The organism is Marimonas lutisalis (genome assembly GCF_005434965.1).
Lineage (GTDB): Bacteria > Pseudomonadota > Alphaproteobacteria > Rhodobacterales > Rhodobacteraceae > Marimonas_A > Marimonas_A lutisalis.
Genome location: NZ_SKCI01000002.1, coordinates 43,521 through 64,595 on the forward strand (window position 1 = coordinate 43,521; position 21,075 = coordinate 64,595).

Genomic DNA, 21,075 nt, shown 5'->3' on the forward strand with positions numbered 1-21,075 from the left:
CCCCCTGATTCGCGGCCCGTGCCAAAAGGTTAACGTGCCTCCAGCCGCGCCAGCGCGTCGGCCACCCACGCTTCTTCCTCGGCGCTCAGCGGTCCCCAGTCCACCCCTTGGTCCAGGAAACCGCCCGCCATCAGCTCCGTCCCGATCGCCGCGAAATCCAGTGCCGAGATCAGCCGCTTCTTCCCGTGGCTGTATCCCACCCGCGCCAGCGCCTCGATCACCAGCGGCGCCGTGCCGGTAAACCGTTCCATATGCCGGCGCAGCGAGCGGCTCGCGCCGCGGTTCCGCCGCAGGATCACCGCCGCCCATTGCGGCGCTTTCGCGACCATCGCGTAAAGGTGCAGGGCCGATCCGTCCAACCCCACCACCCGCTCCGCCGCCTTGTATCGCGCGACCTGCGTGGCGATGTCGTGCCTCTCGGGATGGAACACTTCGTAACCCGCACGCGCCATCCGGTCGTCAAGGATCTCCTCACCCACGAACCCGCCCTTGTTCACCCCCTGCCTTGCACGGGAAATAAACAACCGCTCCGGCCCTTCGGCCCTGATATCCCTGGCGAAATGCGTATCGACGAACCGCCGGAACACCCGCGTGCCAAAGGCGATATCGCCCAGGCCAAAGGCCTGCCCCGGCACGTCCAGATGATCGACCTGCGTGATCCGGGTCACCACCCGCACCGGCACGTCACCAATCAACAGCCGCAGGTAATCGGCCTGGAACGCCCGCAACCCCTCGGGCTGCGTCTGATCCCTGGCCGCAAAGACCACCCCACTCAACTTGTCGCGCAGCCCCGGCACCGGCCACAGCCGCGCCGTGCTCTCCACCTGGAAATGGCCGAAGTGATTGAACAGAACACCGCCCCACAGCCACCGGCCCGGCAGGTGCTCCTCCACCGGCCCCTTGCGCTGGGGCTCAACCGTGATCGCCTTTTCCCGCCGCCATGTCGCGCCCCGCGGCAGGTAACGGCCATCTACATCCAGCACCCCGCACCCCTGCACCAGACCGCCCTGCGCGGGCGGCACGATGATCGCGGCCGGCACCTCGCGGCACGTCATCGACCAACCCCCACCGGGATTGGGCGGAAATGCCGGATCGTGTTTCAAGGATTACCGCGGGCTGCGCTTGGCCAGGATCCGCTGCAGCGTGCGGCGGTGCATGTTCAGCCGCCGCGCGGTTTCGCTGACATTGCGATCGCAAAGTTCATAGACCCGCTGAATATGCTCCCAGCGCACGCGGTCCGCGCTCATCGGGTTTTCCGGCGGCGGGGGCAGCTCGTTATCCGGGGTCAGCAGGGCGTTTGTGATGTCCTTGGCGTCGGCCGGTTTCGACAGGTAATCGGTCGCCCCGATCTTTACCGCCGCCACCGCCGTGGCAATCGCGCCATAGCCGGTCAGCACCACGATACGGCTGTCCGGCCGCTTCTCGCGCAGCACCTCGACCACGTCGAGCCCGTTGCCATCCTCAAGCCGCAGGTCGCAGACCGCAAAGGCGGGTGGCCGAGCCGTGGCGATCGCCTTGCCGGCAGCCACGGAACTGGCGGTTTCCACTTCGAAGCCGCGCTTCTCCATCGCCTTGGCCAGGCGGCGCAGAAACGGCTCGTCATCGTCGACGATCAGCAGCGATTTGTCTTCGCCAATCTCCAGAACCTCATCGGCCACGAAGGCTCCTCCCGTTCACGCGCTCACGTTGCATAGGTTGTAGCCCGCGCCCGGGCATCCGTCAAACCTCGTCGCACCGGAAAACGCGGGCCGCGTCAGGGCCTTATCGCGCCTCCAGGAAACAGCCGATCTGATCGGCCATCTGTTCCGGCGTCAGATCGCGGCGGAAGAACTCGATAAAGCCCTCGTCGGGAAAGACCAGGTAGCTGAAGGTCGAGTGGTCGATCAGGTAATATTCCTCGTCGCCCGGCTCGGGCTCCTGTTTCTTGAAATAGGTGCGATAGGCTTTGCTCGCCGCCTTCACCTGCTCCATGCTGCCGGTCAGGCCTATCATCCGCGGATGCAGCCTGTCGGTGAAATCCTTCAAGAGTTCGGGCGTATCGCGCTCAGGATCGATCGAGATGAAGACCGGCTTCACGATTTGGCCGCGATCCTCCAGGATCTGCACGGCATCGGCATTGCGCGAATTGTCCAGCGGGCAGACATCCGGGCAGAAGGAATACCCGAAGTAGAGCAGCGTCGGTTCGTCGATCAGGTCTTCGCTGGTCACCGTCCTGCCGTCCTCGTCGATCAGGGTGAAGGGTCCGCCGATCTTGCTTCCACCCGCCACCTGGCCCACCCGGCATTGCGCGTATTTATCGTCCGGCTGGCCGCCCATGGTCAGGAAAACCGTGGCGACGATCACCACCACAACGGCCACAACGGCGCCAATCGCATAATACCGGGTCATCTGCCTGCTCCTTTGCGTTGCCCTGCGCCATTGAATGGCGCGTGCGTCACATCTAACAATCATGGGGCGGCATGCAACGGGACGAAGGCGCGCACATGACGGATACGAATTTTGCCATTACCGGCGGCGGCCAGCGCGGCAACTGGATTCGCCTGCGCACCATCATCTGGCTGCGCTGGGGCGCCATCGTCGGGCAGATCACCGCGCTGATCGTCGCGCAGGTCTTCTACAACGTCCAGACCGAGGTCGGGCTCTTCTACCTGATCGTCGGGCTTTCGGTCATCGCCAACCTCGTGGCGATGTTCATCTTCCCCGAAAGCAAGCGGCTCAGCGAAAGCGAAAACCTTCTCATGGTGCTTTTCGACCTGCTGCAGCTCTGCGCCCTGCTTTATCTCACCGGCGGTCTCAACAACCCGTTTTCGCTGCTCGTGCTGGGGCCGGTCACGGTGTCGGCCGCCGCGCTATCGCTGCGCAGCACGGTGTTCCTGGGCGCCACCGCCATCCTTCTCGTCTCGCTCCTGGCCGAGTTCCACATGCCGCTGCGCACCGCCGAAGGGTTCATCCTGCGGATCGGCGATCTGTTTGTCTTTGGCAACTGGGCGGCCATCGTCATCGCCATCGTGTTCCTGTCGGTCTATGCCCGCTGGACGGCCTCCGAGGTGCATTCGATGTCCGACGCGCTGCAGGCCACGCAGATGGCACTGGCCCGCGAACAGAAACTCTCGGATCTCAGCGGCGTCGTCGCCGCCGCCGCGCATGAACTCGGCACGCCGCTGGCCACGATCAAGCTCACCTCGTCCGAGCTGATGGAGGATTTCGCCGATAACCCGGATGTGCTCGAAGACATCCAGCTCATCAACCAGGAGGTCGACCGCTGCCGTGATATCCTGCGCTCGATGGGGCAGGCGGGCAAAGATGATCTCTACATGCACCAGGCCCCCGTCACTGCCGTGGTGGAAGAGGCCGCAAACCCGCATGTCGATCGCGGCAAGACCATCCATTTCGAAGCCATGCCAGGCGTCGGCACCGAACTGCCCCAGCCCACCGTCATGCGCCGCCCGGAAATCGTGCATGGCCTGCGCAACCTGATCCAGAACGCGGTGGATTTCGCGCGCGCCAATGTCTGGGTCGAAACCATGTGGAGCGACGGGCGCATCACCATCCGCATCCAGGATGACGGCCCCGGCTTTCCGCCGCACCTGATCGGGCGCATCGGCGATCCCTTCATGCGCCGACGCCGCGCCACACCCGACCGCCCCGAGCGCCCCGCCTACGAAGGCATGGGCCTGGGCCTGTTCATCGCCAAGACGCTTCTGGAACGCACCGGCGCCGAGCTGTCCTTTGCCAATGGCGCCGATGCCCACAACGCCGATGCCAAGGCCCGCGAACGCTGTGGCGCGGTGATCGAGGTGACATGGCCGCTCTCGCGCATCGACGCGCGCTTTGGCAGCGGGCGCATGCCGGTTGGCGAAAACCGCCCGATCGAAATCTAGTTAACCGACCCAGCGGTTTCCCGATGTTTACCGATCGTTAACCATTCCCGCGCACTCTGCACCGGGGCCTGCGATGTGGAAGGGACAGACATGACCGGTTTCGGGGTTCTCGCTTATGGCTTGATCGCGGTTATTTCGGTCGCGGCGGCGTTTGCTGCGCTCTGGCTGTTTTCACGAACAGGCCTGCACCCTGCTGCGCCACGGGACATACCAGACGACTCGGTTTCGCTTCTCTTCGACGGCGATCACGTCCTTTCCGCGTCCGAGGCCGCCATGCGTCTGTTCGAGATCGAAGATATCCAGGACGGGCCGGAATGGATCGCGATCCTGGCTCACCTGCGCCCGCGCTTCCCTGCCATTCCGCGCTCCGTGCAAGAGGCCCTGTCGGACGCCCCGACAGACATTCCGGCGAACGGCCGGAACGATCCGGCCTCGCTTAGGCTCAGAAACGTGCGTGGCCGCCTCCAGATCGAACTGATCGATCCGAAACGTTCCACCACCGTCGACCGCCACCGCGGAATCGTTCAGTCGCAGGAGCTTCGCGCCATCGCCAGCGCTTCCAACCTGTTTCCGCATCCCATCTGGTTGTCGCGCGGCGATGGAACGCTCAGCTGGGCCAACGATACCTATGGCGATCTGTCCCAGCGCGCCGGCCTGCCCGCCATTCGCGGCGAACCGGCGTTGCCGGCCTTCGACATCAACCTGCCCGACGACCAGCAAAGCATCACCACCCGCGCCGTTCTTGAAACCGGCGGCAAGGAACAGGCCAACTGGTTCGACGTCACCAAGATCCGCTCGGGCCGGAACAGCTTTCTCAGCTTCGCCATCGACGTTAACGCCGTGGTCGAAGCCGAGATTGCGCAGCATCGCTTTGTCCAGACCCTGACCAAGACCTTTGCCCAGCTCTCCACCGGTCTCGCCATTTTCGACCGCAACCGGCAGCTCGCGCTCTTCAATCCCGCGCTGATCGACCTGACGGCGCTGCCCGCCGATTTCCTGTCGTCCCGGCCCAACATGCTCAGTTTCTTCGACCGGCTGCGCGAAAGCCGGATGATGCCCGAGCCCAAGAACTATGCCACCTGGCGCCAGCACATCGCCGACCTGGTCATCGCCGCCTCGGACGGTCGTTACCACGAAACCTGGTCGCTGCCCTCGGGGCTTACCTACCGTGTCACCGGACGGCCCCATCCCGACGGCGCTATCGCCATCCTGATCGAGGATATCAGCGCGGAAATCTCGCTCACCCGCCGTTTCCGGTCACAGCTCGACATGGGCCAGGCGGTGATCGACACCCTGGACGAGGCGATCGCCGTTTTCACATCGTCGGGGGCGCTGACCTTCTCCAACGCCGCCTTCCGCAACCTCTGGAAACTGGACCCGGACAACAGCTTTGCCGAAATGACGCTGCAGGATGCGACGCGGCAATGGAAAACCATGGCCGCATCCACGCCCTTCTGGGCCCGGCTTGACGGGTTCGTAACCGGCTCCGGCAACCGCGAGGAATGGTTTTCCGACATCACGCTGAAAGACGGCACGCCGGTGGAATGCCGCGTCACGCCCATCGGCGGGGGCGCCACGCTCGTCGGCTTCCGCCTCCATCCCGTCCTCGAAACCGGCAACGCCCCGGCCACGCCGGGGTGAAACCTGCTTGCAGGGGACGACAGGCCGGGTAATCTCGCGCCATGCTGGTGCCCCCCGTCGCTTTCACGCTCAACTCGGCCGATCAGACCGCAGGCTTTGCCCGCACGCTGGCCCCGCGCCTGCGCGCCGGCGACGTGCTGCTTCTGTCCGGCGGCATCGGCGCGGGCAAAACCCATTTCGCCCGGTCGCTCATCCAGTCTCTCCTCGAATACCCCGAGGACGTGCCCTCACCCACCTTCACCCTGGTGCAGGTCTATGACGCGCCCGGTTTCGAGATCTGGCACAGCGATCTCTACCGCCTCGGCCATGCCGACGAGGTGATCGAGCTTGGCCTGCTCGATGCGTTCGAAACTGCGCTTTGCCTCGTGGAGTGGCCGGATCGGCTGGGCGATCTCGCCCCGCCCGACGCACTTCACATGGCGTTCGCGCTGGGACAGGATGAAGATGCCAGAACGCTAACGCTCGATTGGCGCGGCGGCGATTGGGCCACCCGTTTGCAAGGAGTTGCCGATGTCCGCGCGTGAAACCCTGGCCACCGCCTTTCTTGCCGGCACCGGCTGGGCCGCGGCCACCCGCGCGCCGCTGGCCGGTGATGCCTCGAACCGCCGGTATGAACGGCTCTCGCACCCGGCGCTTGGCAGTGCCGTGCTGATGGATGCGCCCCCCGAAAAGGGTGAAGACACACGGCCCTTCACCCGCATCGCCCGGCATCTTACCGCGCTCGGCCTCTCCGCCCCCCGCATCCTGGCCGAAGACGCAGAACACGGCTTTCTCCTGCTCGAGGATCTGGGCGACGCGCTTTTCGCCCGCGTCATCCCCGAAACCCCCGCATTGGAAACCCCGCTCTACGAGGCCGCGACAGATGTGCTCCTCTCGCTGCATCGCGCCGATCTTCCCCCGGGCCTTGCCGCCTATTCCCCGCAGGTGATGACAGACATGGCCGCGCTGGCTTTCGACTGGTATCTCGCCCATGCCGCCACGCCCGATACCGCCGCGCGGGCGGCGTTCACCTCGGCCTTCCAGCCGCTGCTCGACACGCACGCCGCCGATCAATCGGTGCTGATCCAGCGCGACTACCATTCGGAAAACCTGCTCTGGTTACCCGATCGCGCGGGCCCGGCCGGCGTCGGCCTGCTTGATTTCCAGGACGCGATGACAGGCCATGCCGCCTATGATCTCGTTTCGCTTCTGCAGGACGCGCGGCGCGATGTCCCGCCCGCAATCGAATCTGCGATGATCGACCGCTATATCGCGCAATCAGGCTGGAACAGAGACGCTTTTCTGGCCGCCTACCACCTCCTCGGCGCGCAGCGAAACCTGCGCATCGTCGGCGTCTTCGCGCGCCTCTGCCTGCGCGACGGCAAGGCGCATTACGTCGATCTCATCCCCCGTGTCTGGAACCTCCTGCAACGTGATCTTGACCATCCGGCGCTTGCGCCCGTGGCCGGTCTCGTGCGCGCGGCGCTTCCCGAACCCACTCCCGAAATCCTCATCACGCTCAAGAAAAAATGCGCGACCATCCCGACGCCATAATGCTGTTTGCCGCAGGCTTCGGCACGCGCATGGGCGCGCTCACCGCCGAGCAGCCCAAACCGATGGTGCCCGTCGCAGGGCGCCCGCTGATCGACCATGCGCTCGACCTGGTCGAGCCGCTGGGCCTCTCGCGCGTCGTCGCCAACCTGCACTACCGGCCCGACCCGCTCATCACGCACCTTCAGGGCCGCAACATCGCCTTCTCCCACGAACAGCCGGATATCCTCGAAACCGGCGGCGGGCTGCGCCACGCGCTGCCGCTTCTGGGAACCGGGCCGGTCTTTACCATGAACACCGATGCCGTCTGGCGCGGGCCCAACCCCCTGTCGCTCCTGGCACAGGCCTGGGATCCGGACCGGATGGATGCCCTTCTTATCTGCATCCCGCGCGGGAACGCCATCGGCCATACCGGGCAGGGCGATTTCATCCTTGGCGAGGGTGGCCAGATCACCCGCGGGCCCGGCCATGTCTATGGCGGGGTGCAGATCATCCGCACCGAGGGCCTGCATGACATCGCCGAGGCCGCCTTTTCCCTCAACCTGCTGTGGAACCGGATGGCCGCGGCGGGCCGCCTCTTTGGCCTGCCCTATCCCGGCCAGTGGTGCGATGTCGGCCACCCCGATGGCATCATCGCCGCCGAGCGGATGATCGGGGCGTCCGATGTTTGAGCCGTCGGATACCCCGCGCATCTTCGCCATGCCCCCCGGCGCCGATTTTCCTAACGCGCTGGTGCAGGGCCTGACGCGGCATTTCGCCGATCAGCCGCCCGACCGGCTCGCGCGGGTGCAGCTGATCGTCAACACCCGGCGCATGGCGCGCCGCATCGCCACGCTTTTCGATGACGGCCCGGCGCTCCTGCTGCCGCGCATCTCTCTCGTCACCGACCTGGGCGAGATGACAGCGCTCGATCAGCTGCCGCCGCCCGTCCCTCCGCTCAAGCGGCGGCTCGAACTCGTCCCACTCGTCTCGCGCTTCCTTGACGCGACCGATGGGTTTGCGCCGCGCGCCTCGCTCTATGACCTGGCCGACAGCCTGGCGCGGCTGATGGGCGAAATGCAGGGCGAAGGCGTGCCACCCTCGGCCATCGCCGCACTGGATGTTCAGGATCAGTCCGGCCACTGGGCCCGAACCCAGAACTTCCTGTCGATCATCCAGCACTATTTCGAAGACACCGGCGAACCGCCGGATACCGAGGCGCGCCAGCGCCTGATCGTCGAACGCCTGATCGAGGACTGGCAGGAAGACCCGCCCATGCACCCCGTGATCATTGCAGGGTCGACCGGGTCGCGCGGCACCACGCAGCTTCTCATGCAGGCCGCCGCCCGCCTGCCGCAGGGCGCGCTCGTCCTTCCGGGGTTTGATTTCAACATGCCCGCCGCGGTCTGGGACCGGCTCGATGGGGACATGCCGATCGAAGATCACCCGCAATACCGTTTCCACGCGCTGATGCAGGCGCTGGGCATCACCCGCGATGATGTCCGCCCCTGGCCGGATGCCACGGCGCCCAACCCGGCGCGCAACCGGCTTGTCTCCCTCGCCCTGCGCCCGGCCCCGGTGACCGATCAGTGGTTGCAGGACGGCCAGCATCTGAACGATCTGGAAACCGCGACCCGCGACATCACCCTGATCGAGGCCCCCTCGACACGCGACGAGGCGCTGGCCATCGCCCTTCGCCTGCGCCAAGCCGCCGAAAATGGCGAAACCGCCGCGCTCATCACGCCCGACCGGGCGCTCACCCGGCAGGTCGCCGCCGCGCTCGACCGCTGGAACATCAAACCCGACGACAGCGCAGGCGAACCGCTTCAGCTCTCGGCGATCGGCCGGCTCATGCGCCACATCGCGGCGCTCTTCGAACATCGGCTTACCGCTGATGCGCTGCTCACGCTGCTGAAACACCCGCTCACCCACAGCGCGGCCGACCGCGGCCCGCATCTTCTGCTGACCCAGGAACTCGAACTTCACATTCGCCGCCACGGCCCGCCCTATCCCGATGCCGCGGCGATCCTGAACTGGGCGCAGGGCCGCAAAACCCGCGAGGCCGATGACTGGGCCGCCTGGGTGGCCGACACCTTCACCGGGCAGAACGCTCCTGGCGAGGTGGAAATATCCGCGCGCCTTGATCTGCATCTCGATCTGCTCATGCGCGCCATGCGCGGTCCCGATACCGATGCGGTGCCGCACCCCTGGGACCACGCCGATGGTAAGGCCGCGAAACAGGTCATCGACGATCTGGCCCTTGCCGCGCCCTCGGGTGGGGCACTCAACGCGCGCGACTATGCCGATCTTTTCGGCGCCATCCTCTCGGGCGCCGAGGTGCGCGAAGTCGAAACACCTCACCCCCATATCCTCATCTGGGGCACGCTCGAAGCCCGGGTTCAGGGGCCCTCTCTTCTCATCCTTGCCGGCCTCAACGAAGGCACCTGGCCCGAGGCGCCCACGCCCGACCCCTGGCTCAATCGCCGGATGCGGAACGATGCCGGCCTGCTTCTGCCCGAACGCAATATCGGCCTCTCGGCGCATGACTTCCAACAGGCCATCGCCGCACCCGAAGTCTGGCTGACACGTTCCACCCGCTCGGAAGATGCCGAAACCGTGGTGTCGCGCTGGCTCAACCGGTTGTCGAACCTTTTGAACGGCCTTCCGGACAGGGGTGGCGACACGGCCTATGAGGAAATGCAGACCCGGGGCCGGACATGGCTGGCCCGTGCCGCCGCGCTGGAAGATCCCGGCGAAACGGCGTCGGCTCCCCGGCCCGCACCACGCCCGCCTTTGGCTGCCCGGCCCCGCCGCCTGTCGGTGACCGAAATTCGCACCCTCATCCGCGATCCCTACGCGATCTACGCCAAGCATGTCCTGGGTCTCAGGCCGCTCGATCCGCTGATGCGCCTGCCCGATGCCCTGATCCGCGGCATCGCGATACACGAGGTGTTGGAAAAATTCATCCAGGACACGGTGAACGATCCCGCGCTTCTGACCCGCGACCACCTGATGGCAACCGCCACGCAGGTTTTTGAAAAATCAGTGCCCTGGCCCGCCGAACGGCTGGTCTGGCTCGCGCGGCTTGAACGTGTTGCCGACAGTTTCATCGCAAATGAACGCGCCCGCCAGGCCGGGGCCACCCCCGCCGGCTACGAGATCAAGGGCAGGCTGAGCCTGCCCGAGCTGGATTTCGAACTGTCCGGCACCGCCGACCGGATCGACCGGGCCGACGATGGCAGTCTGCTGATCTATGATTACAAGACCGGAACCGTGCCCAGCAAAAAGGCGCAAGAGCATTTCGACAAACAGCTCTTGTTAGAGACTATCATTGCGGAAAACGCCGGTTTCGGCGATCTCGCTCCCGCGCCGGTGTCCGCGGCTGTCTATATCGGCCTGGGGTCCAGCCCCGGCGAAACGCCCGCACCGCTGGCCGAAAGTCCGCCCGCCACCGTGCTCGCAGAACTGCGCCGGTTGATCGCGCGCTACCAGGCACCGGATCAGGGCTATCTCTCGCGCCGCGCCATGTTCACGTCTGACGATCAGGGCAGCTATGATCAGCTTGCGCGCTTCGGCGAATGGGACATCACCGAAGACGCCGAAGGGGAGGACCTGGAATGACCGCCCCGAACGTCGCCACCCAGGCCCAGATCGACGCCGCCCGCCCCAACCTCTCGACATGGCTTGCCGCCAATGCCGGGTCGGGCAAGACCCGCGTGCTCACCGACCGGGTGGCCCGTCTGCTGCTCGAAGGGGTCGATCCGCAGAACATCCTGTGCCTGACCTACACCAAGGCCGCCGCGTCCGAGATGCAGAACCGCCTATTTGGCCGGCTGGGCAATTGGGCCATGCTGCCCGATGCGAAACTGCATGACGAACTGTCCGATCTGGGCATCGCGCGATCCATCTCGCCCGATACCCTGCGCGAGGCCCGCCGCCTTTTTGCCCAGGCGATCGAGACGCCCGGCGGGCTCAAGATCCAGACGATCCACGCCTTCTGCTCCTCCATCCTGCGCCGCTTCCCGCTCGAGGCCGGCGTCACCCCCCGTTTCGCCGAGATGGACGACCGCGCCGCCGCCCTGCTGCGCGCCGATATCCTCGAAGAGATGGCCAGCGACGCGGACAGGCCCCTGGTGGCCGAACTCAGCCGCTATCTCGGCGGCGACACGCTTGAGGATCTGACAGGCGAAATCGTCTCTAACGCAGCCGGATTCGCCGAAAATCTGTCACAAGCCGATATTTTCGCCCTGTTTGATCTCACCCCGGACACCACGCAATCCGACATCACCGCTATCGCCTTTAATGGGGACGAGCCGGCAATCTTCGCGGCCCTCCTGCCCGCACTCGCCCAGGGCAGCACCAACGATCTCAAGGCCCATGCGAAACTGGCCTCGGTGTCAAAGTTCGACCTCGCCGCCCTGCCCACGCTGGAAAGCGTGTTCCTCACCGGGCCCAGCGCCAAGCTGCCATTTGCACCCAAGATCGGCAGCTTTCCCACCAAGTCCACGCGCGAGGCGATGGACCCCGACATCGTCGAGGCGCTGAACGCGCTGATGGAGCGCATTGAGGCTGCCCGCGATATGCGCATCGCTTACGCCGCCGCCTGCAAAACCCGCGCGCTCCATGCCTTCGCCCGTGCTTTCCTTGCCCGCTACGAACACGAGAAACAGCGCCGTGGCTGGCTCGATTTCGATGACCTGATCCAGAAAACCCGCGCGCTGCTTACCGATGACCGGGTGGCGCAATGGGTGCTCTACCGGCTCGACGGCGGCATCGACCATATCCTTGTCGACGAGGCGCAGGATACCTCGCCCCCGCAATGGCAGGTGATCGAACGCCTTGCCCAGGAATTCACCGCCGGCGAAGGCGCACGTGCCGATGTGCCGCGCACCATCTTCGTGGTGGGCGACAAGAAACAGTCAATCTATTCGTTCCAAGGCGCCGACCCGCGCGAATTCGACCGCATGCGCGAGGAATTCCGGGCCCGGCTCGAACGCACCAACCAGCCCCTGCAGAAATCCATTCTGAAATATTCCTTCCGGTCGTCGCGCACCGTGCTCACCCTGGTCGATGCCACCTTCGAAGGGCACGAGGCCGCGGGCTTCTCGGCCGAGGAAAAACACATGGCCTTTTTCGACGGCTTGCCGGGCCGCGTCGATCTGTGGCCGGTCATTCCCGCCACGGCCGAACCCGACAGGCCGCAATGGTTCGATCCGGTCGATCAGGTCGGGCCCGATCATCACGTTGCCAAACTGGCCCGTGCCATCGCCGACCAGATCAGCCACATGATCGAAAATAAGGCACTGATCCCGCACAAAACGGACAATAGCGCCCCGATCACCCTGCGCCCGGTCCATGCCGGCGATTTCCTCATCCTGGTGCAGCGCCGCTCGCCGCTCTTCCACGCGATCATCCGCGAATGCAAGGCACGCGCCCTGCCCATCGCCGGCGCCGACCGGCTCAAGATCGGGGGTGAACTGGCGGTTCGCGACATCGCCGCGATGCTGCAATTCCTTGCCACGCCCGAGGATGATCTTTCACTCGCCACGGTGCTGAAATCACCCTTCTTCGGGTTCAGCGAACAGGCGCTGTTCCGGCTTGCCCATGGCCGCCCCGCCACCTTGTGGGAAGCGCTGCGCAAACAGGCCGCCGCGCATCCCGAAACACTGGCCCAGCTTGACGATCTGCGCCGCACCGCCGATTTCCTGCGCCCCTACGACCTGATCGAACGGATCCTCATCCGCCATGACGGGCGCCGCAAACTGCTCGCCCGCCTCGGCCCCGAGGCCGAAGATGGCATCAACGCGCTGCTGGACCAGGCGCTGGCCTATGAACGCTCCGCCGTGCCCAGCGTCACCGGTTTCCTGACATGGATGGAAACCGACGATATCGAGATCAAACGCCAGATGGAAAGCGCCGGCCGCCGCATCCGGGTAATGACGGTGCACGCCGCCAAGGGGCTTGAATCACCCATTGTCATTCTGCCCGACACAGGCAAGCGGCGCGAACAGCTGCGCCGACAGATCATCCCGGTGGGCGGTCACCCCGCCTGGCGCACCGGCAGCGACGGGTCACCGCCGCAAATGACCGACGCGATGGAGGCGCTCAAGGAAAAGGAGCGGCACGAACGCGACCGGCTGCTTTACGTCGCCATGACCCGGGCCGAGAAGTGGCTGATCGTCGCCGCCGCGGGCGACCTGAAAGACGAAGACGAGTGTTGGTATCACAAGATCCGCGCGGCGATGGAAAACTCGGGTGCCACGCCGCATGATTTCGGGCTTTCACCGGGCGTTCCGTCCGAAGGCGGATTGCGCCTCGAACATGGCGATTGGGCTTTGTCAGAGACTGAATTGCCGGCCGAGCCCCCTCCACCCACGGCTGACTTTCCGGCTTTTTTCCGACAACCCGCGCCGATCCCCGAACCGCGACCGAAATCGCTCGCCCCCTCGCGCGATCTGGGCGGGGCCAAGGCCCTCCCGGACGAGGCCGGGCAGGACGAAGATGCAGCGCTGCGCCGTGGCCGCCAAGTGCACCGGCTGCTCGAATTTCTCGCGCCTCATGCGTCGGCCGACTGGCCAGACCTGGCCGCGCGCCTTCTGGCCTACGGCCCCGACGCGGCCGAGGGCGACGAGCTTGCCCTGCTGCTCGACGAGGCCACGCGCGTCCTGTCGCATCCCGCCCTGCAACCCATCTTCGCCACCGACGCCCTGGCCGAGGTGCCGGTCTCCGCGGCGCTGCCGGAACTGGACGGGCGCCGTATCCAGGGCGTGATCGACAGGCTGGTCATCGGCCCCGATACGGTTCTGGCCGTCGACTTCAAAACCAATGCCGCCGTGCCCGAAACCCTGCAGGCCTGCCCCGATGGGCTCTTGCGGCAAATGGGCGCGTATGCCAGTGCACTTTCCCAGGTCTATCCGGGCAAAACCATAGAAACGGCACTGCTCTGGACGCGCAACGCCACACTTATGCGGCTCCCTCATGATCTTGTGATTGGTGCCTTGCGCGACACCCAGATACCTTGACGCCCCATGCCGCCGCCCATAGGCTCTGGCCAAATTGCTCGCAATCCCATCTCAGGAGATACCCCAATGGCAACCGTTGCTGTCACCGACGATACTTTTGACGCCGAAGTGAAGAATTCCGACATTCCCGTCGTGGTCGATTTCTGGGCCGAATGGTGCGGCCCCTGCAAGATGATCGGCCCGGCTCTGGAAGAGCTCTCGGACGAGATGGCCGGCAAGGTCAAGATCGTGAAGGTCGACGTCGATCAGAACCCGAACTCGCCCGCCGCAATGGGCGTGCGCGGTATCCCCGCGCTCTTCATCTTCAAGAACGGCGAAGTGATCTCCAACATGGCCGGCGCCCGCCCCAAGGCCGCGCTGCAAAGCTGGATCGAAGAGTCGATCTGATCGCCTCCGGACATCGCAATCCGAAACGCCCCGCCGGTCCCGCCGCGCGGGGCGTTTTCATGTCCGGGCCCGAAACCGGCGTAGGCCGGGCTTCAGCCCGGCACCCCTCCGAACCCCGCATTAACCTTAACGCGCGTTAACCCATCGCGTTTCGGGCGGCAGCCGGATGTCAGCCGGATGTCATACGCAAATCACCCCCCCGATTTCGACCGTTCGGTGGCGTTAACCTTCACACCGGCCAGCCCAGCGCGCGCAGCCTGTCGGCGATCTTCTCTTCCGCCTCGGACCGTCCCGCGTTGATCGCCATCTTTTGCAGGAACCACCACAGGTAGCCATCGAAATCCGGCGCCATCCCGGGCGCCAGGCGGATCGCCTCCTTCGCGCCGATCTCGCCTGCCTTCGCCGCAATATGGTGAAAGTCGATCTGCCCGAACAGCACCAGCGGTTTGCGGTGGAAATACCCCATGAATCCCACGCCCGAGTTCTGCGTCACCACATAGTCGCAACCGGGCAGAAGTTGCTCCATCCCACCCATCCGAACACGCAGGCGCGGATGCTTTTCCTCCAGCTTTTCAAGTGCTTCCAGCTCTGCTTCCGAGTAGCTCTCTTTCGGGTGCAACCCGGCCACCACCGGGCGCTCCGCCTCATTCCGCAGCACCGCTTCGACCATCTCGACCGGCGCGCAGCTTTGGAATGAACGCCGCTCCAACAGCCGCCCCTGCAAGGCAATGTAGACATGGCCGCTTTCCGGTGCTTGCGCCCAGTCCCCGCACAACCGCTGCCGCCAGAACCCGGCAAAACGCGCGGCCTCCTTCGCTGGAGCCTCGCCCGGATCGAACGCCGCTTTCGCCACGTCGAATTCCCAGCGCTTCTCGGTCCGCTCGATCGACCAGAACGGATAGGTATAGGCCCGCCGGACCGTCACCGCCCGCGCATGCGTCGGCGCCTCCATGTGAAACAGCGCATAGCCCGGCCGCGTCAGCGACCTTGCCCGCTCATCCGCCCCGTTGCCGAAATACCGGGTCTCGAACCCCGCGGCACGAGCCACACCGGCTATCTTTCCCAGGAAATTATGTTCCCCGGCTTCGGCGCTCTCTTTCAGACCGGGTTCAAGATAGAAACTCAGGATACGGGGTTCGCTCATGGCGCACACGCTAGGGCGTGGATCCACGGCGAACAAGCCCGCCCTTGTGCCCTTCGCCGTTGGGCTCCATATAGGCCCCCAGTGACAGGAGGTTAAACATGGCAGACGATCAGTTCCCCGGCTGGCACGGCACCACCATCATCGGTGTCAAGAAAGGTGGCGAAGTCGTCATCGCCGGTGATGGCCAGGTCAGCCTTGGCCAGACCGTGATCAAGGGCACCGCCCGCAAGGTCCGCCGCCTGTCGCCCGGCGGATATGACGTGGTCGCTGGCTTTGCCGGATCCACCGCCGATGCCTTCACCCTGCTGGAACGGCTCGAAGCCAAGCTTGAATCCACGCCCGGGCAACTGGCCCGCGCCTCCGTTGAACTGGCCAAGGACTGGCGCACTGACAAATACCTGCAAAAGCTCGAGGCGATGCTGATCGTTTCCGACGGCGCCGAGATGTTCGTCATCACCGGCGCGGGCGATGTGCTCGAACCCGAACATGATGTCACCGCCATCGGTTCGGGCGGAAACTATGCGCTCGCCGCCGCCCGCGGCATGATGGACAGCGACATGTCCGCCGAGGATGTCGCCCGCAAGGCGATGGCCATCGCCGCCGATATCTGCGTCTACACCAACGGCAACCTGACGGTGGAGAAAATCTCGATATGACCGACCTGACCCCGCGCGAAATCGTCTCCGAGCTTGACCGCTTCATCATCGGCCAGAAAGACGCCAAGCGCGCCGTCGCCGTCGCCCTGCGCAACCGCTGGCGGCGCAAGCAACTGGCCGACGACCTGCGCGAAGAGGTGTATCCGAAAAACATCCTGATGATCGGCCCGACCGGCGTCGGCAAGACCGAGATCAGCCGCCGCCTGGCGAAACTCGCCCGCGCGCCCTTCATCAAGGTCGAGGCCACCAAGTTCACCGAGGTCGGCTATGTCGGCCGCGATGTCGAACAGATCGTGCGCGACCTTGTCGATGCCGCCATCGCAATGACCCGCGAGCACATGCGCGAAGACGTCAAGGCCAAGGCCCACAAGGCCGCCGAAGACCGCGTTCTTCGCGCCATCGCCGGTGAAGACGCCCGCGAAGGCACGCTCGAGATGTTCCGCAAGAAACTGAAGTCGGGCGAGCTTGACGACACAGTGATAGAACTGGACATCACCGATAATTCGAACCCGATGGGTATGCTTGATATTCCCGGCCAGCCCGGCGGCGGCCAGATGGGGATGATGAACCTGGGCGATATTTTCGGCAAAGCCTTTGGTGGCCGAACCGTGCGACGCAAGCTGACCGTGGCCGAAAGCTATGACATCCTGATCGGCGAAGAAGCCGACAAGCTCCTCGACGATGAAACCGTGAACAAGGCCGCGCTGGAAGCGGTTGAACAGAACGGCATCGTTTTCCTCGATGAGATCGACAAGGTCGCCGCCCGTCAGGAAACCCGTGGCGGCGACGTGTCCCGCGAAGGCGTGCAGCGCGACCTCCTGCCGCTGATCGAGGGCACGACCGTTTCCACGAAATACGGCCCGGTGAAAACCGATCACATCCTTTTCATCGCTTCGGGCGCATTTCACATCGCCAAGCCGTCTGACCTGCTGCCCGAACTACAGGGCCGCCTGCCGATCCGGGTGGAACTGCGCGCCCTGACAGAAGAGGATTTCGTACGCATCCTGACGGAAACCGATAACGCGCTGACCCGCCAGTATACCGCACTGATGGGCACCGAGAACGTCACCGTCGAATTCACCGATGACGGCATCGCCGCGCTGGCCAAGATCGCGGCGGATGTGAACCAGTCGGTCGAAAACATCGGCGCCCGGCGACTCTACACCGTGATGGAACGTGTCTTCGAAGAGCTCAGCTTCAATGCACCGGATCGCTCGGGTGATATGGTGCAGGTCAACGCCGAATTCGTCGACAAGAACCTGGGCGAGCTGACCAAATCCACCGATCTCAGCCGCTACGTCCTCTAATTTCCGCTTCCCTTCCTGCGGGAAACCGGAAATGGATGGCGCATGGGAACATTGCGCTTTCTTCGTGAAAACCTGCCCTGGCTTTCAGCCGGGATGCTCCTGACCTTTCTCAGCAGTTTCGGCCAGACCTTCTTCATCTCAATCTTCGCCGGCGAAATCCGCACGGCGTTTTCGCTCAGCCACGGACAATGGGGCGGGATCTATACGCTTGGCACCACGGCCTCGGCCATCGCGATGGTCTGGGCCGGGGGCCTGACCGATCATTTCCGCGTGCGCGTCCTGGGCCCCGTCATTCTCGTGCTGCTGGCCGCGGCCTGCCTCTTCATGGCGAATGCGAATGCCGCCTGGCTCTTGCCCTTCGTCATCTTTTCGCTGCGCTTTACCGGTCAGGGTATGACCAGCCACATCGCCGTTGTCGCCATGTCGCGCTGGTTTATAGCCACGCGGGGGCGGGCACTGTCGATCGCGACGCTTGGCTTTTCCATCGGCGAAGCATTGCTGCCGGTGATCTTCGTCGCCCTGATGATCTATGTGGATTGGCGCATGCTTTGGGTTCTGGCCGCGGTGATTGCCGTCCTCGGCATTCCCGTTATCCTCGCGCTCTTGCGGCAGGAGCGCACGCCGCAAAGCTTTGCCCAATCTGAATCGACCCTCGGGATGGAGGGGCGTCACTGGACCCGGAACCAGGCCATGCGCCAATTCCTGTTCTGGTTCATGGTTCCGGCCATCCTCGGCCCCGCCGCCTTCAACACCGCGTTCTTCTTTCACCAGGTGCATTACGCCCAGATCAAGGGCATCGAACATTTCGAGCTTGTTGCGCTCTTCCCGGTCTATACCGGGCTCAGCATTGTCTGGATGATGGTCTCGGGCGTGCTGATCGACAGGCTGGGCACCGCGCGGCTCATGCCGTTCATCCAGCTGCCGATGGTCGCCGCCTTCCTGTGCTTCGCCGCGGCTTCCGGTACACCTGTCATCCTGCTCGGCCTTTTGTTCATGTCGATGTCGACGGGCGCGATGTCGACCATGCCCAATGCCTTCTGGGCCGAGTTCTACGGCACGCGAAACATCGGGTCGGTCAAGGCGATGATCGCGGCGGTCATGGTGTTCGGTTCGGCAATTGGCCCGGGGATGACCGGGCTTGGCATTGATGTGGGCCTCGGGATCGAAACACAATATGCCATCGTTGCGGGGTATTTCCTGCTCACCACGGCGATGATGTGGGTCGGCATCGGCCGGGCGCGCGCCCTAATCCCGGCTGCGGCGTAGGTACACGTAATACGCCCCGCCGCCGCCGTGTTTCACATGCGCCTCGGCCACCTGCAGAACCACCTGCGCCAGCGGCGGCACCGAAAGCCAATGCGGCACCTGGTGGCGCAGCACCCCGTGGCGCACCGGGATCGGCCCGCCATCGTCGCGGTTCTTGCCCTTGCCGGTGATCACCAGAACCAGGCGTTTACCCTGGGCATGCGCCTGCAGGATGAACGACATCAGGCGCGGATGTGCCTGGTCCATCGTCATCCCGTGCAGGTCCAGCTTTCCTTCCGGGCTCATCTTGCCGCGTTTCAGTTTCTGATGCGTCTTGCGATCCATCCGTAGCGGCGCCTTGGCAACGCGCTCGGAAACGGGCGGCAACAGGTCGTGCCCTTTCGAATTTCCGGCGCCGGTCCCGCCGAACTCGAACGGCGTCATCCGCGACTTCGGTGTTTTCTTTGGCGTCGGTCTCGGCAGGGGCGTTTCATGATCCTTGCGCGCAGGATGCAAACGCTCGGTCGTCTCGGCAACCTTGCGCCACAGGTCGATCTCGTCCGATCTCAGCCGCCGGCGGGTCATTCCATGCCCTCGGGCAGCATCGCATAGGCCCGCTGAATCGGCAGCAGCACAACCATCCTACCCGGATCGCGCAGGCGCCCCGCCCTTATCCCGGCCTGATCGCCTGTGCCAAAGAAGATATCCGCCCGCTGCGCCCCCTTGATAGCCGAGCCGGTATCCTGCGCCACCATCAGGCGCCGCAACGGCCCCTTTCCTCCTTTTTCGATCCAGACCGGGGCGCCAAGCGGGGTATAGGCAGGGTCCACGGCGATCGACCGCATCGCAGTAATCGACCGGTTCATCGCCCCCAAGGGTCCCAGTTCTGCCGGCACCTGGTTCACAGTTCGGAAAAACACGTATGACGGATTGTGACGCAACAGTTCCAGGCCATCCAACGGGTTGCGCCGCACCCAGTTCTTGATGACCTGCGCGCTTACCTGGTGCGCCTTGTAGATGCCCCGCCGCACCAGCTCGACGCCGATCGAGCGGTAATCATGGCCATTCGATCCGCCATACCCCACGCGAATGTATCGCCCGCTTGGCAACCGGATACGGCCGGATCCCTGCACCTGCAGGAAAAACAACTCAACAGGATCATCCACCCACGCGATCTCGAGACCCCGGCCGCTCATCACCTCGCCGGTTTCGATCTCCCGGCGGGTCAACCACTGACGGGCTGTTCGCGCTTCGGGCGGCATACTGTAGATCGGGTAACGATAACGCGCGGATGGCGCTGTATCTCCGTTCAGTTCCGGCTCGAAATATCCGGTAAAGAGTGGCTCCCTGCCATCCTCGATCAGAACGGGCCGAAAAAACAATTCGAAGAACGCGCGCGCATCCGTCTGGTCTGCGGCCAGCGCGCACAGGGCTTCCCAATCGGGGTCTTTCATGTCGGCACAGGTGTTCAGGAAAACCGAAAGGGCCTCGGATTGGTCATCCTCGGCCCAGCCGTTCAGGTCCTTGAACTCCAGGATCGTGTATTCCGTCTCTGCCGCTGCTCCACCTGCCATCATCAGCCCCGCAAGTGCAGCCGCGCAAAGCGCGCGGATCATTCGCCCGTGGCGACAAGCTGCCAGTTGGGGTCATCCGAGCCGAACACCCGCTCGAATGTCCACGTATCTTTCTGGCGTTTGATCTTGCCTTCCTCGCCCTCGACAATCTCGCCCGCGCTGTCGCGCACCACGCTCGTCAACTCTCCTACGAACCTGACCGAAATTTCGCCGGCCTTCGTTGCGTCATCGAACATCGCATCGACCAGCGTCAACTCGCGGACGCCAACGAAATCGGCCTCGATCTTCAGGCCGTTCCTTTCGCGCTCTTCCACCACGCCGGCAAAGGCCTCGTAGACATCGTTCGACAGGAAAGGCTTGATCTGGGCCATGTCTCCACGTTCAAAGCCCATCAGGATCATCTCGTAGGCGCCGCGCGCACCCTGCAGGAATTGCGATACCGAGAAGTTGGGTTCGGCCTTTTTCATCTTGGTCAGGGCATCGGCGGCCTGACTGCCTTCGGCGACATGGTCGGTAATGTCATGGTCCGGCCCACCTTCGATCACTTCGAAACTGCGCCGGTCGTTGGTTGCAGTGGTTTCACGCGGGGCCGGCGGGGCTTCAAATCCGTCGCGCGTTCCCAAAACGCTTTTCAGACGCAGGATCAGGAACACGGCAATGCCGGCCAGCACCAGAAGCTGAAGGATCGGTGAATTCATATGTACCTCGC

The 21,075-nt window shown here is 64.5% G+C and carries 18 protein-coding genes; 11 read left to right on the top strand and 7 right to left on the bottom strand.

Annotation, left to right across the window (positions count from 1 at the left end; genetic code table 11):
- Positions 1 to 29 precede the first annotated feature (29 nt).
- From E0501_RS08315 to E0501_RS08325, 3 genes are all read right to left on the bottom strand, one after another.
- The gene (locus tag E0501_RS08315) at positions 30 to 1,055 is read right to left on the bottom strand and encodes a glycosyltransferase family 61 protein (RefSeq protein WP_137700925.1); all 1,026 of its coding nucleotides are present in this window, start codon (positions 1,053 to 1,055) and stop codon (positions 30 to 32) included.
- 51 nt (positions 1,056 to 1,106) lie between these two features.
- Positions 1,107 to 1,658 carry an ActR/PrrA/RegA family redox response regulator transcription factor gene (locus E0501_RS08320; RefSeq protein WP_137700926.1) on the bottom strand — a complete coding sequence of 184 codons (552 nt, stop codon included), beginning with the start codon at positions 1,656 to 1,658 and terminating at the stop codon, positions 1,107 to 1,109.
- A gap of 103 nt (positions 1,659 to 1,761) precedes the next feature.
- Positions 1,762 to 2,388, bottom strand: a complete 627-nt coding sequence (locus E0501_RS08325) for an SCO family protein (RefSeq protein ID WP_137700927.1) — start codon at positions 2,386 to 2,388, stop codon at positions 1,762 to 1,764.
- A 95-nt stretch (positions 2,389 to 2,483) separates the two neighbouring features.
- Between E0501_RS08325 and regB the strand changes: the two genes are divergently transcribed.
- From regB to trxA, 8 genes are all read left to right on the top strand, one after another.
- Positions 2,484 to 3,881 carry a sensor histidine kinase RegB gene (regB, locus tag E0501_RS08330; protein WP_137700928.1) on the top strand — a complete coding sequence of 466 codons (1,398 nt, stop codon included), beginning with the start codon at positions 2,484 to 2,486 and terminating at the stop codon, positions 3,879 to 3,881.
- Positions 3,882 to 3,971: 90 nt separating this feature from the next.
- The gene (locus E0501_RS08335; RefSeq protein ID WP_137700929.1) at positions 3,972 to 5,522 is read left to right on the top strand and encodes a PAS-domain containing protein; all 1,551 of its coding nucleotides are present in this window, start codon (positions 3,972 to 3,974) and stop codon (positions 5,520 to 5,522) included.
- Positions 5,523 to 5,563: 41 nt separating this feature from the next.
- Positions 5,564 to 6,046, top strand: coding sequence for a tRNA (adenosine(37)-N6)-threonylcarbamoyltransferase complex ATPase subunit type 1 TsaE (gene tsaE / locus E0501_RS08340; RefSeq protein ID WP_137700930.1), 483 nt, complete (start codon positions 5,564 to 5,566; stop codon positions 6,044 to 6,046).
- Positions 6,033 to 7,055: an aminoglycoside phosphotransferase family protein gene (locus E0501_RS08345; RefSeq protein WP_137700931.1), complete on the top strand. Its 1,023-nt coding sequence runs from the start codon at positions 6,033 to 6,035 to the stop codon at positions 7,053 to 7,055. The genes tsaE and E0501_RS08345 overlap by 14 nt, the downstream gene beginning before the upstream one ends.
- Entirely contained in the window at positions 7,031 to 7,723 is a 693-nt protein-coding gene (locus tag E0501_RS08350; RefSeq protein ID WP_137700932.1) for a nucleotidyltransferase family protein, read from the top strand. The genes E0501_RS08345 and E0501_RS08350 overlap by 25 nt, the downstream gene beginning before the upstream one ends.
- A complete protein-coding gene (addB, locus tag E0501_RS08355) occupies positions 7,716 to 10,652 on the top strand; it encodes a double-strand break repair protein AddB (protein ID WP_137700933.1) in 2,937 nt (978 codons plus the stop codon). Before E0501_RS08350 ends, addB begins: the two co-directional genes overlap by 8 nt.
- Positions 10,649 to 14,053, top strand: coding sequence for a double-strand break repair helicase AddA (gene addA, locus E0501_RS08360; RefSeq protein ID WP_137700934.1), 3,405 nt, complete (start codon positions 10,649 to 10,651; stop codon positions 14,051 to 14,053). The genes addB and addA overlap by 4 nt, the downstream gene beginning before the upstream one ends.
- 66 nt (positions 14,054 to 14,119) lie before the next feature.
- Positions 14,120 to 14,440 (top strand): thioredoxin, encoded by a 321-nt coding sequence (trxA, locus tag E0501_RS08365; protein ID WP_137700935.1) that lies wholly within the window; start codon positions 14,120 to 14,122, stop codon positions 14,438 to 14,440.
- A gap of 229 nt (positions 14,441 to 14,669) precedes the next feature.
- Here the strand turns inward: trxA and E0501_RS08370 are convergent, their stop codons facing one another.
- On the bottom strand, positions 14,670 to 15,584 hold the full coding sequence (locus E0501_RS08370; protein ID WP_137700936.1) for a hypothetical protein: 915 nt from the start codon (positions 15,582 to 15,584) through the stop codon (positions 14,670 to 14,672).
- A gap of 98 nt (positions 15,585 to 15,682) precedes the next feature.
- Between E0501_RS08370 and hslV the strand changes: the two genes are divergently transcribed.
- Genes hslV through E0501_RS08385 form a run of 3 tightly spaced genes read left to right on the top strand, consistent with a single transcriptional unit; the run spans position 15,683 to position 18,813 of the window.
- Positions 15,683 to 16,240 (top strand): ATP-dependent protease subunit HslV, encoded by a 558-nt coding sequence (gene hslV, locus E0501_RS08375; protein ID WP_137700937.1) that lies wholly within the window; start codon positions 15,683 to 15,685, stop codon positions 16,238 to 16,240.
- Positions 16,237 to 17,547, top strand: coding sequence for an ATP-dependent protease ATPase subunit HslU (gene hslU, locus E0501_RS08380; RefSeq protein WP_137700938.1), 1,311 nt, complete (start codon positions 16,237 to 16,239; stop codon positions 17,545 to 17,547). Before hslV ends, hslU begins: the two co-directional genes overlap by 4 nt.
- Positions 17,548 to 17,589: 42 nt before the next feature.
- Entirely contained in the window at positions 17,590 to 18,813 is a 1,224-nt protein-coding gene (locus E0501_RS08385; protein ID WP_137700939.1) for an MFS transporter, read from the top strand.
- Here E0501_RS08385 and E0501_RS08390 read toward each other — a convergent pair.
- Genes E0501_RS08390 through E0501_RS08400 form a run of 3 tightly spaced genes read right to left on the bottom strand, consistent with a single transcriptional unit; the run spans position 18,793 to position 21,064 of the window.
- Entirely contained in the window at positions 18,793 to 19,377 is a 585-nt protein-coding gene (locus E0501_RS08390; protein WP_137700940.1) for a Smr/MutS family protein, read from the bottom strand. The genes E0501_RS08385 and E0501_RS08390 overlap by 21 nt on opposite strands.
- Positions 19,374 to 20,408, bottom strand: a complete 1,035-nt coding sequence (mltA, locus tag E0501_RS08395) for a murein transglycosylase A (protein ID WP_137700941.1) — start codon at positions 20,406 to 20,408, stop codon at positions 19,374 to 19,376. Before mltA ends, E0501_RS08390 begins: the two co-directional genes overlap by 4 nt.
- Positions 20,405 to 21,064: a Tim44/TimA family putative adaptor protein gene (locus E0501_RS08400; RefSeq protein WP_137700942.1), complete on the bottom strand. Its 660-nt coding sequence runs from the start codon at positions 21,062 to 21,064 to the stop codon at positions 20,405 to 20,407. The genes mltA and E0501_RS08400 overlap by 4 nt, the downstream gene beginning before the upstream one ends.
- Positions 21,065 to 21,075 lie beyond the last annotated feature (11 nt).

Bases quoted from the DNA above. Each gene is read 5' to 3' on its own strand.
- tsaE (WP_137700930.1), top strand. From the start codon at position 5,564: ATGCTGGTGCCCCCCGTCGCTTTCACGCTCAACTCGGCCGATCAGACC.
- addB (WP_137700933.1), top strand. From the start codon at position 7,716: ATGTTTGAGCCGTCGGATACCCCGCGCATCTTCGCCATGCCCCCCGGC.
- E0501_RS08325 (WP_137700927.1), bottom strand. From the start codon at position 2,388: ATGACCCGGTATTATGCGATTGGCGCCGTTGTGGCCGTTGTGGTGGTG.
- addA (WP_137700934.1), top strand. From the start codon at position 10,649: ATGACCGCCCCGAACGTCGCCACCCAGGCCCAGATCGACGCCGCCCGC.
- E0501_RS08385 (WP_137700939.1), top strand. From the start codon at position 17,590: ATGGGAACATTGCGCTTTCTTCGTGAAAACCTGCCCTGGCTTTCAGCC.
- E0501_RS08390 (WP_137700940.1), bottom strand. From the start codon at position 19,377: ATGACCCGCCGGCGGCTGAGATCGGACGAGATCGACCTGTGGCGCAAG.
- E0501_RS08335 (WP_137700929.1), top strand. From the start codon at position 3,972: ATGACCGGTTTCGGGGTTCTCGCTTATGGCTTGATCGCGGTTATTTCG.
- mltA (WP_137700941.1), bottom strand. From the start codon at position 20,408: ATGATCCGCGCGCTTTGCGCGGCTGCACTTGCGGGGCTGATGATGGCA.
- E0501_RS08315 (WP_137700925.1), bottom strand. From the start codon at position 1,055: ATGACGTGCCGCGAGGTGCCGGCCGCGATCATCGTGCCGCCCGCGCAG.
- trxA (WP_137700935.1), top strand. From the start codon at position 14,120: ATGGCAACCGTTGCTGTCACCGACGATACTTTTGACGCCGAAGTGAAG.
- E0501_RS08400 (WP_137700942.1), bottom strand. From the start codon at position 21,064: ATGAATTCACCGATCCTTCAGCTTCTGGTGCTGGCCGGCATTGCCGTG.
- regB (WP_137700928.1), top strand. From the start codon at position 2,484: ATGACGGATACGAATTTTGCCATTACCGGCGGCGGCCAGCGCGGCAAC.
- E0501_RS08345 (WP_137700931.1), top strand. From the start codon at position 6,033: ATGTCCGCGCGTGAAACCCTGGCCACCGCCTTTCTTGCCGGCACCGGC.
- E0501_RS08350 (WP_137700932.1), top strand. From the start codon at position 7,031: ATGCGCGACCATCCCGACGCCATAATGCTGTTTGCCGCAGGCTTCGGC.
- hslV (WP_137700937.1), top strand. From the start codon at position 15,683: ATGGCAGACGATCAGTTCCCCGGCTGGCACGGCACCACCATCATCGGT.
- hslU (WP_137700938.1), top strand. From the start codon at position 16,237: ATGACCGACCTGACCCCGCGCGAAATCGTCTCCGAGCTTGACCGCTTC.
- E0501_RS08370 (WP_137700936.1), bottom strand. From the start codon at position 15,584: ATGAGCGAACCCCGTATCCTGAGTTTCTATCTTGAACCCGGTCTGAAA.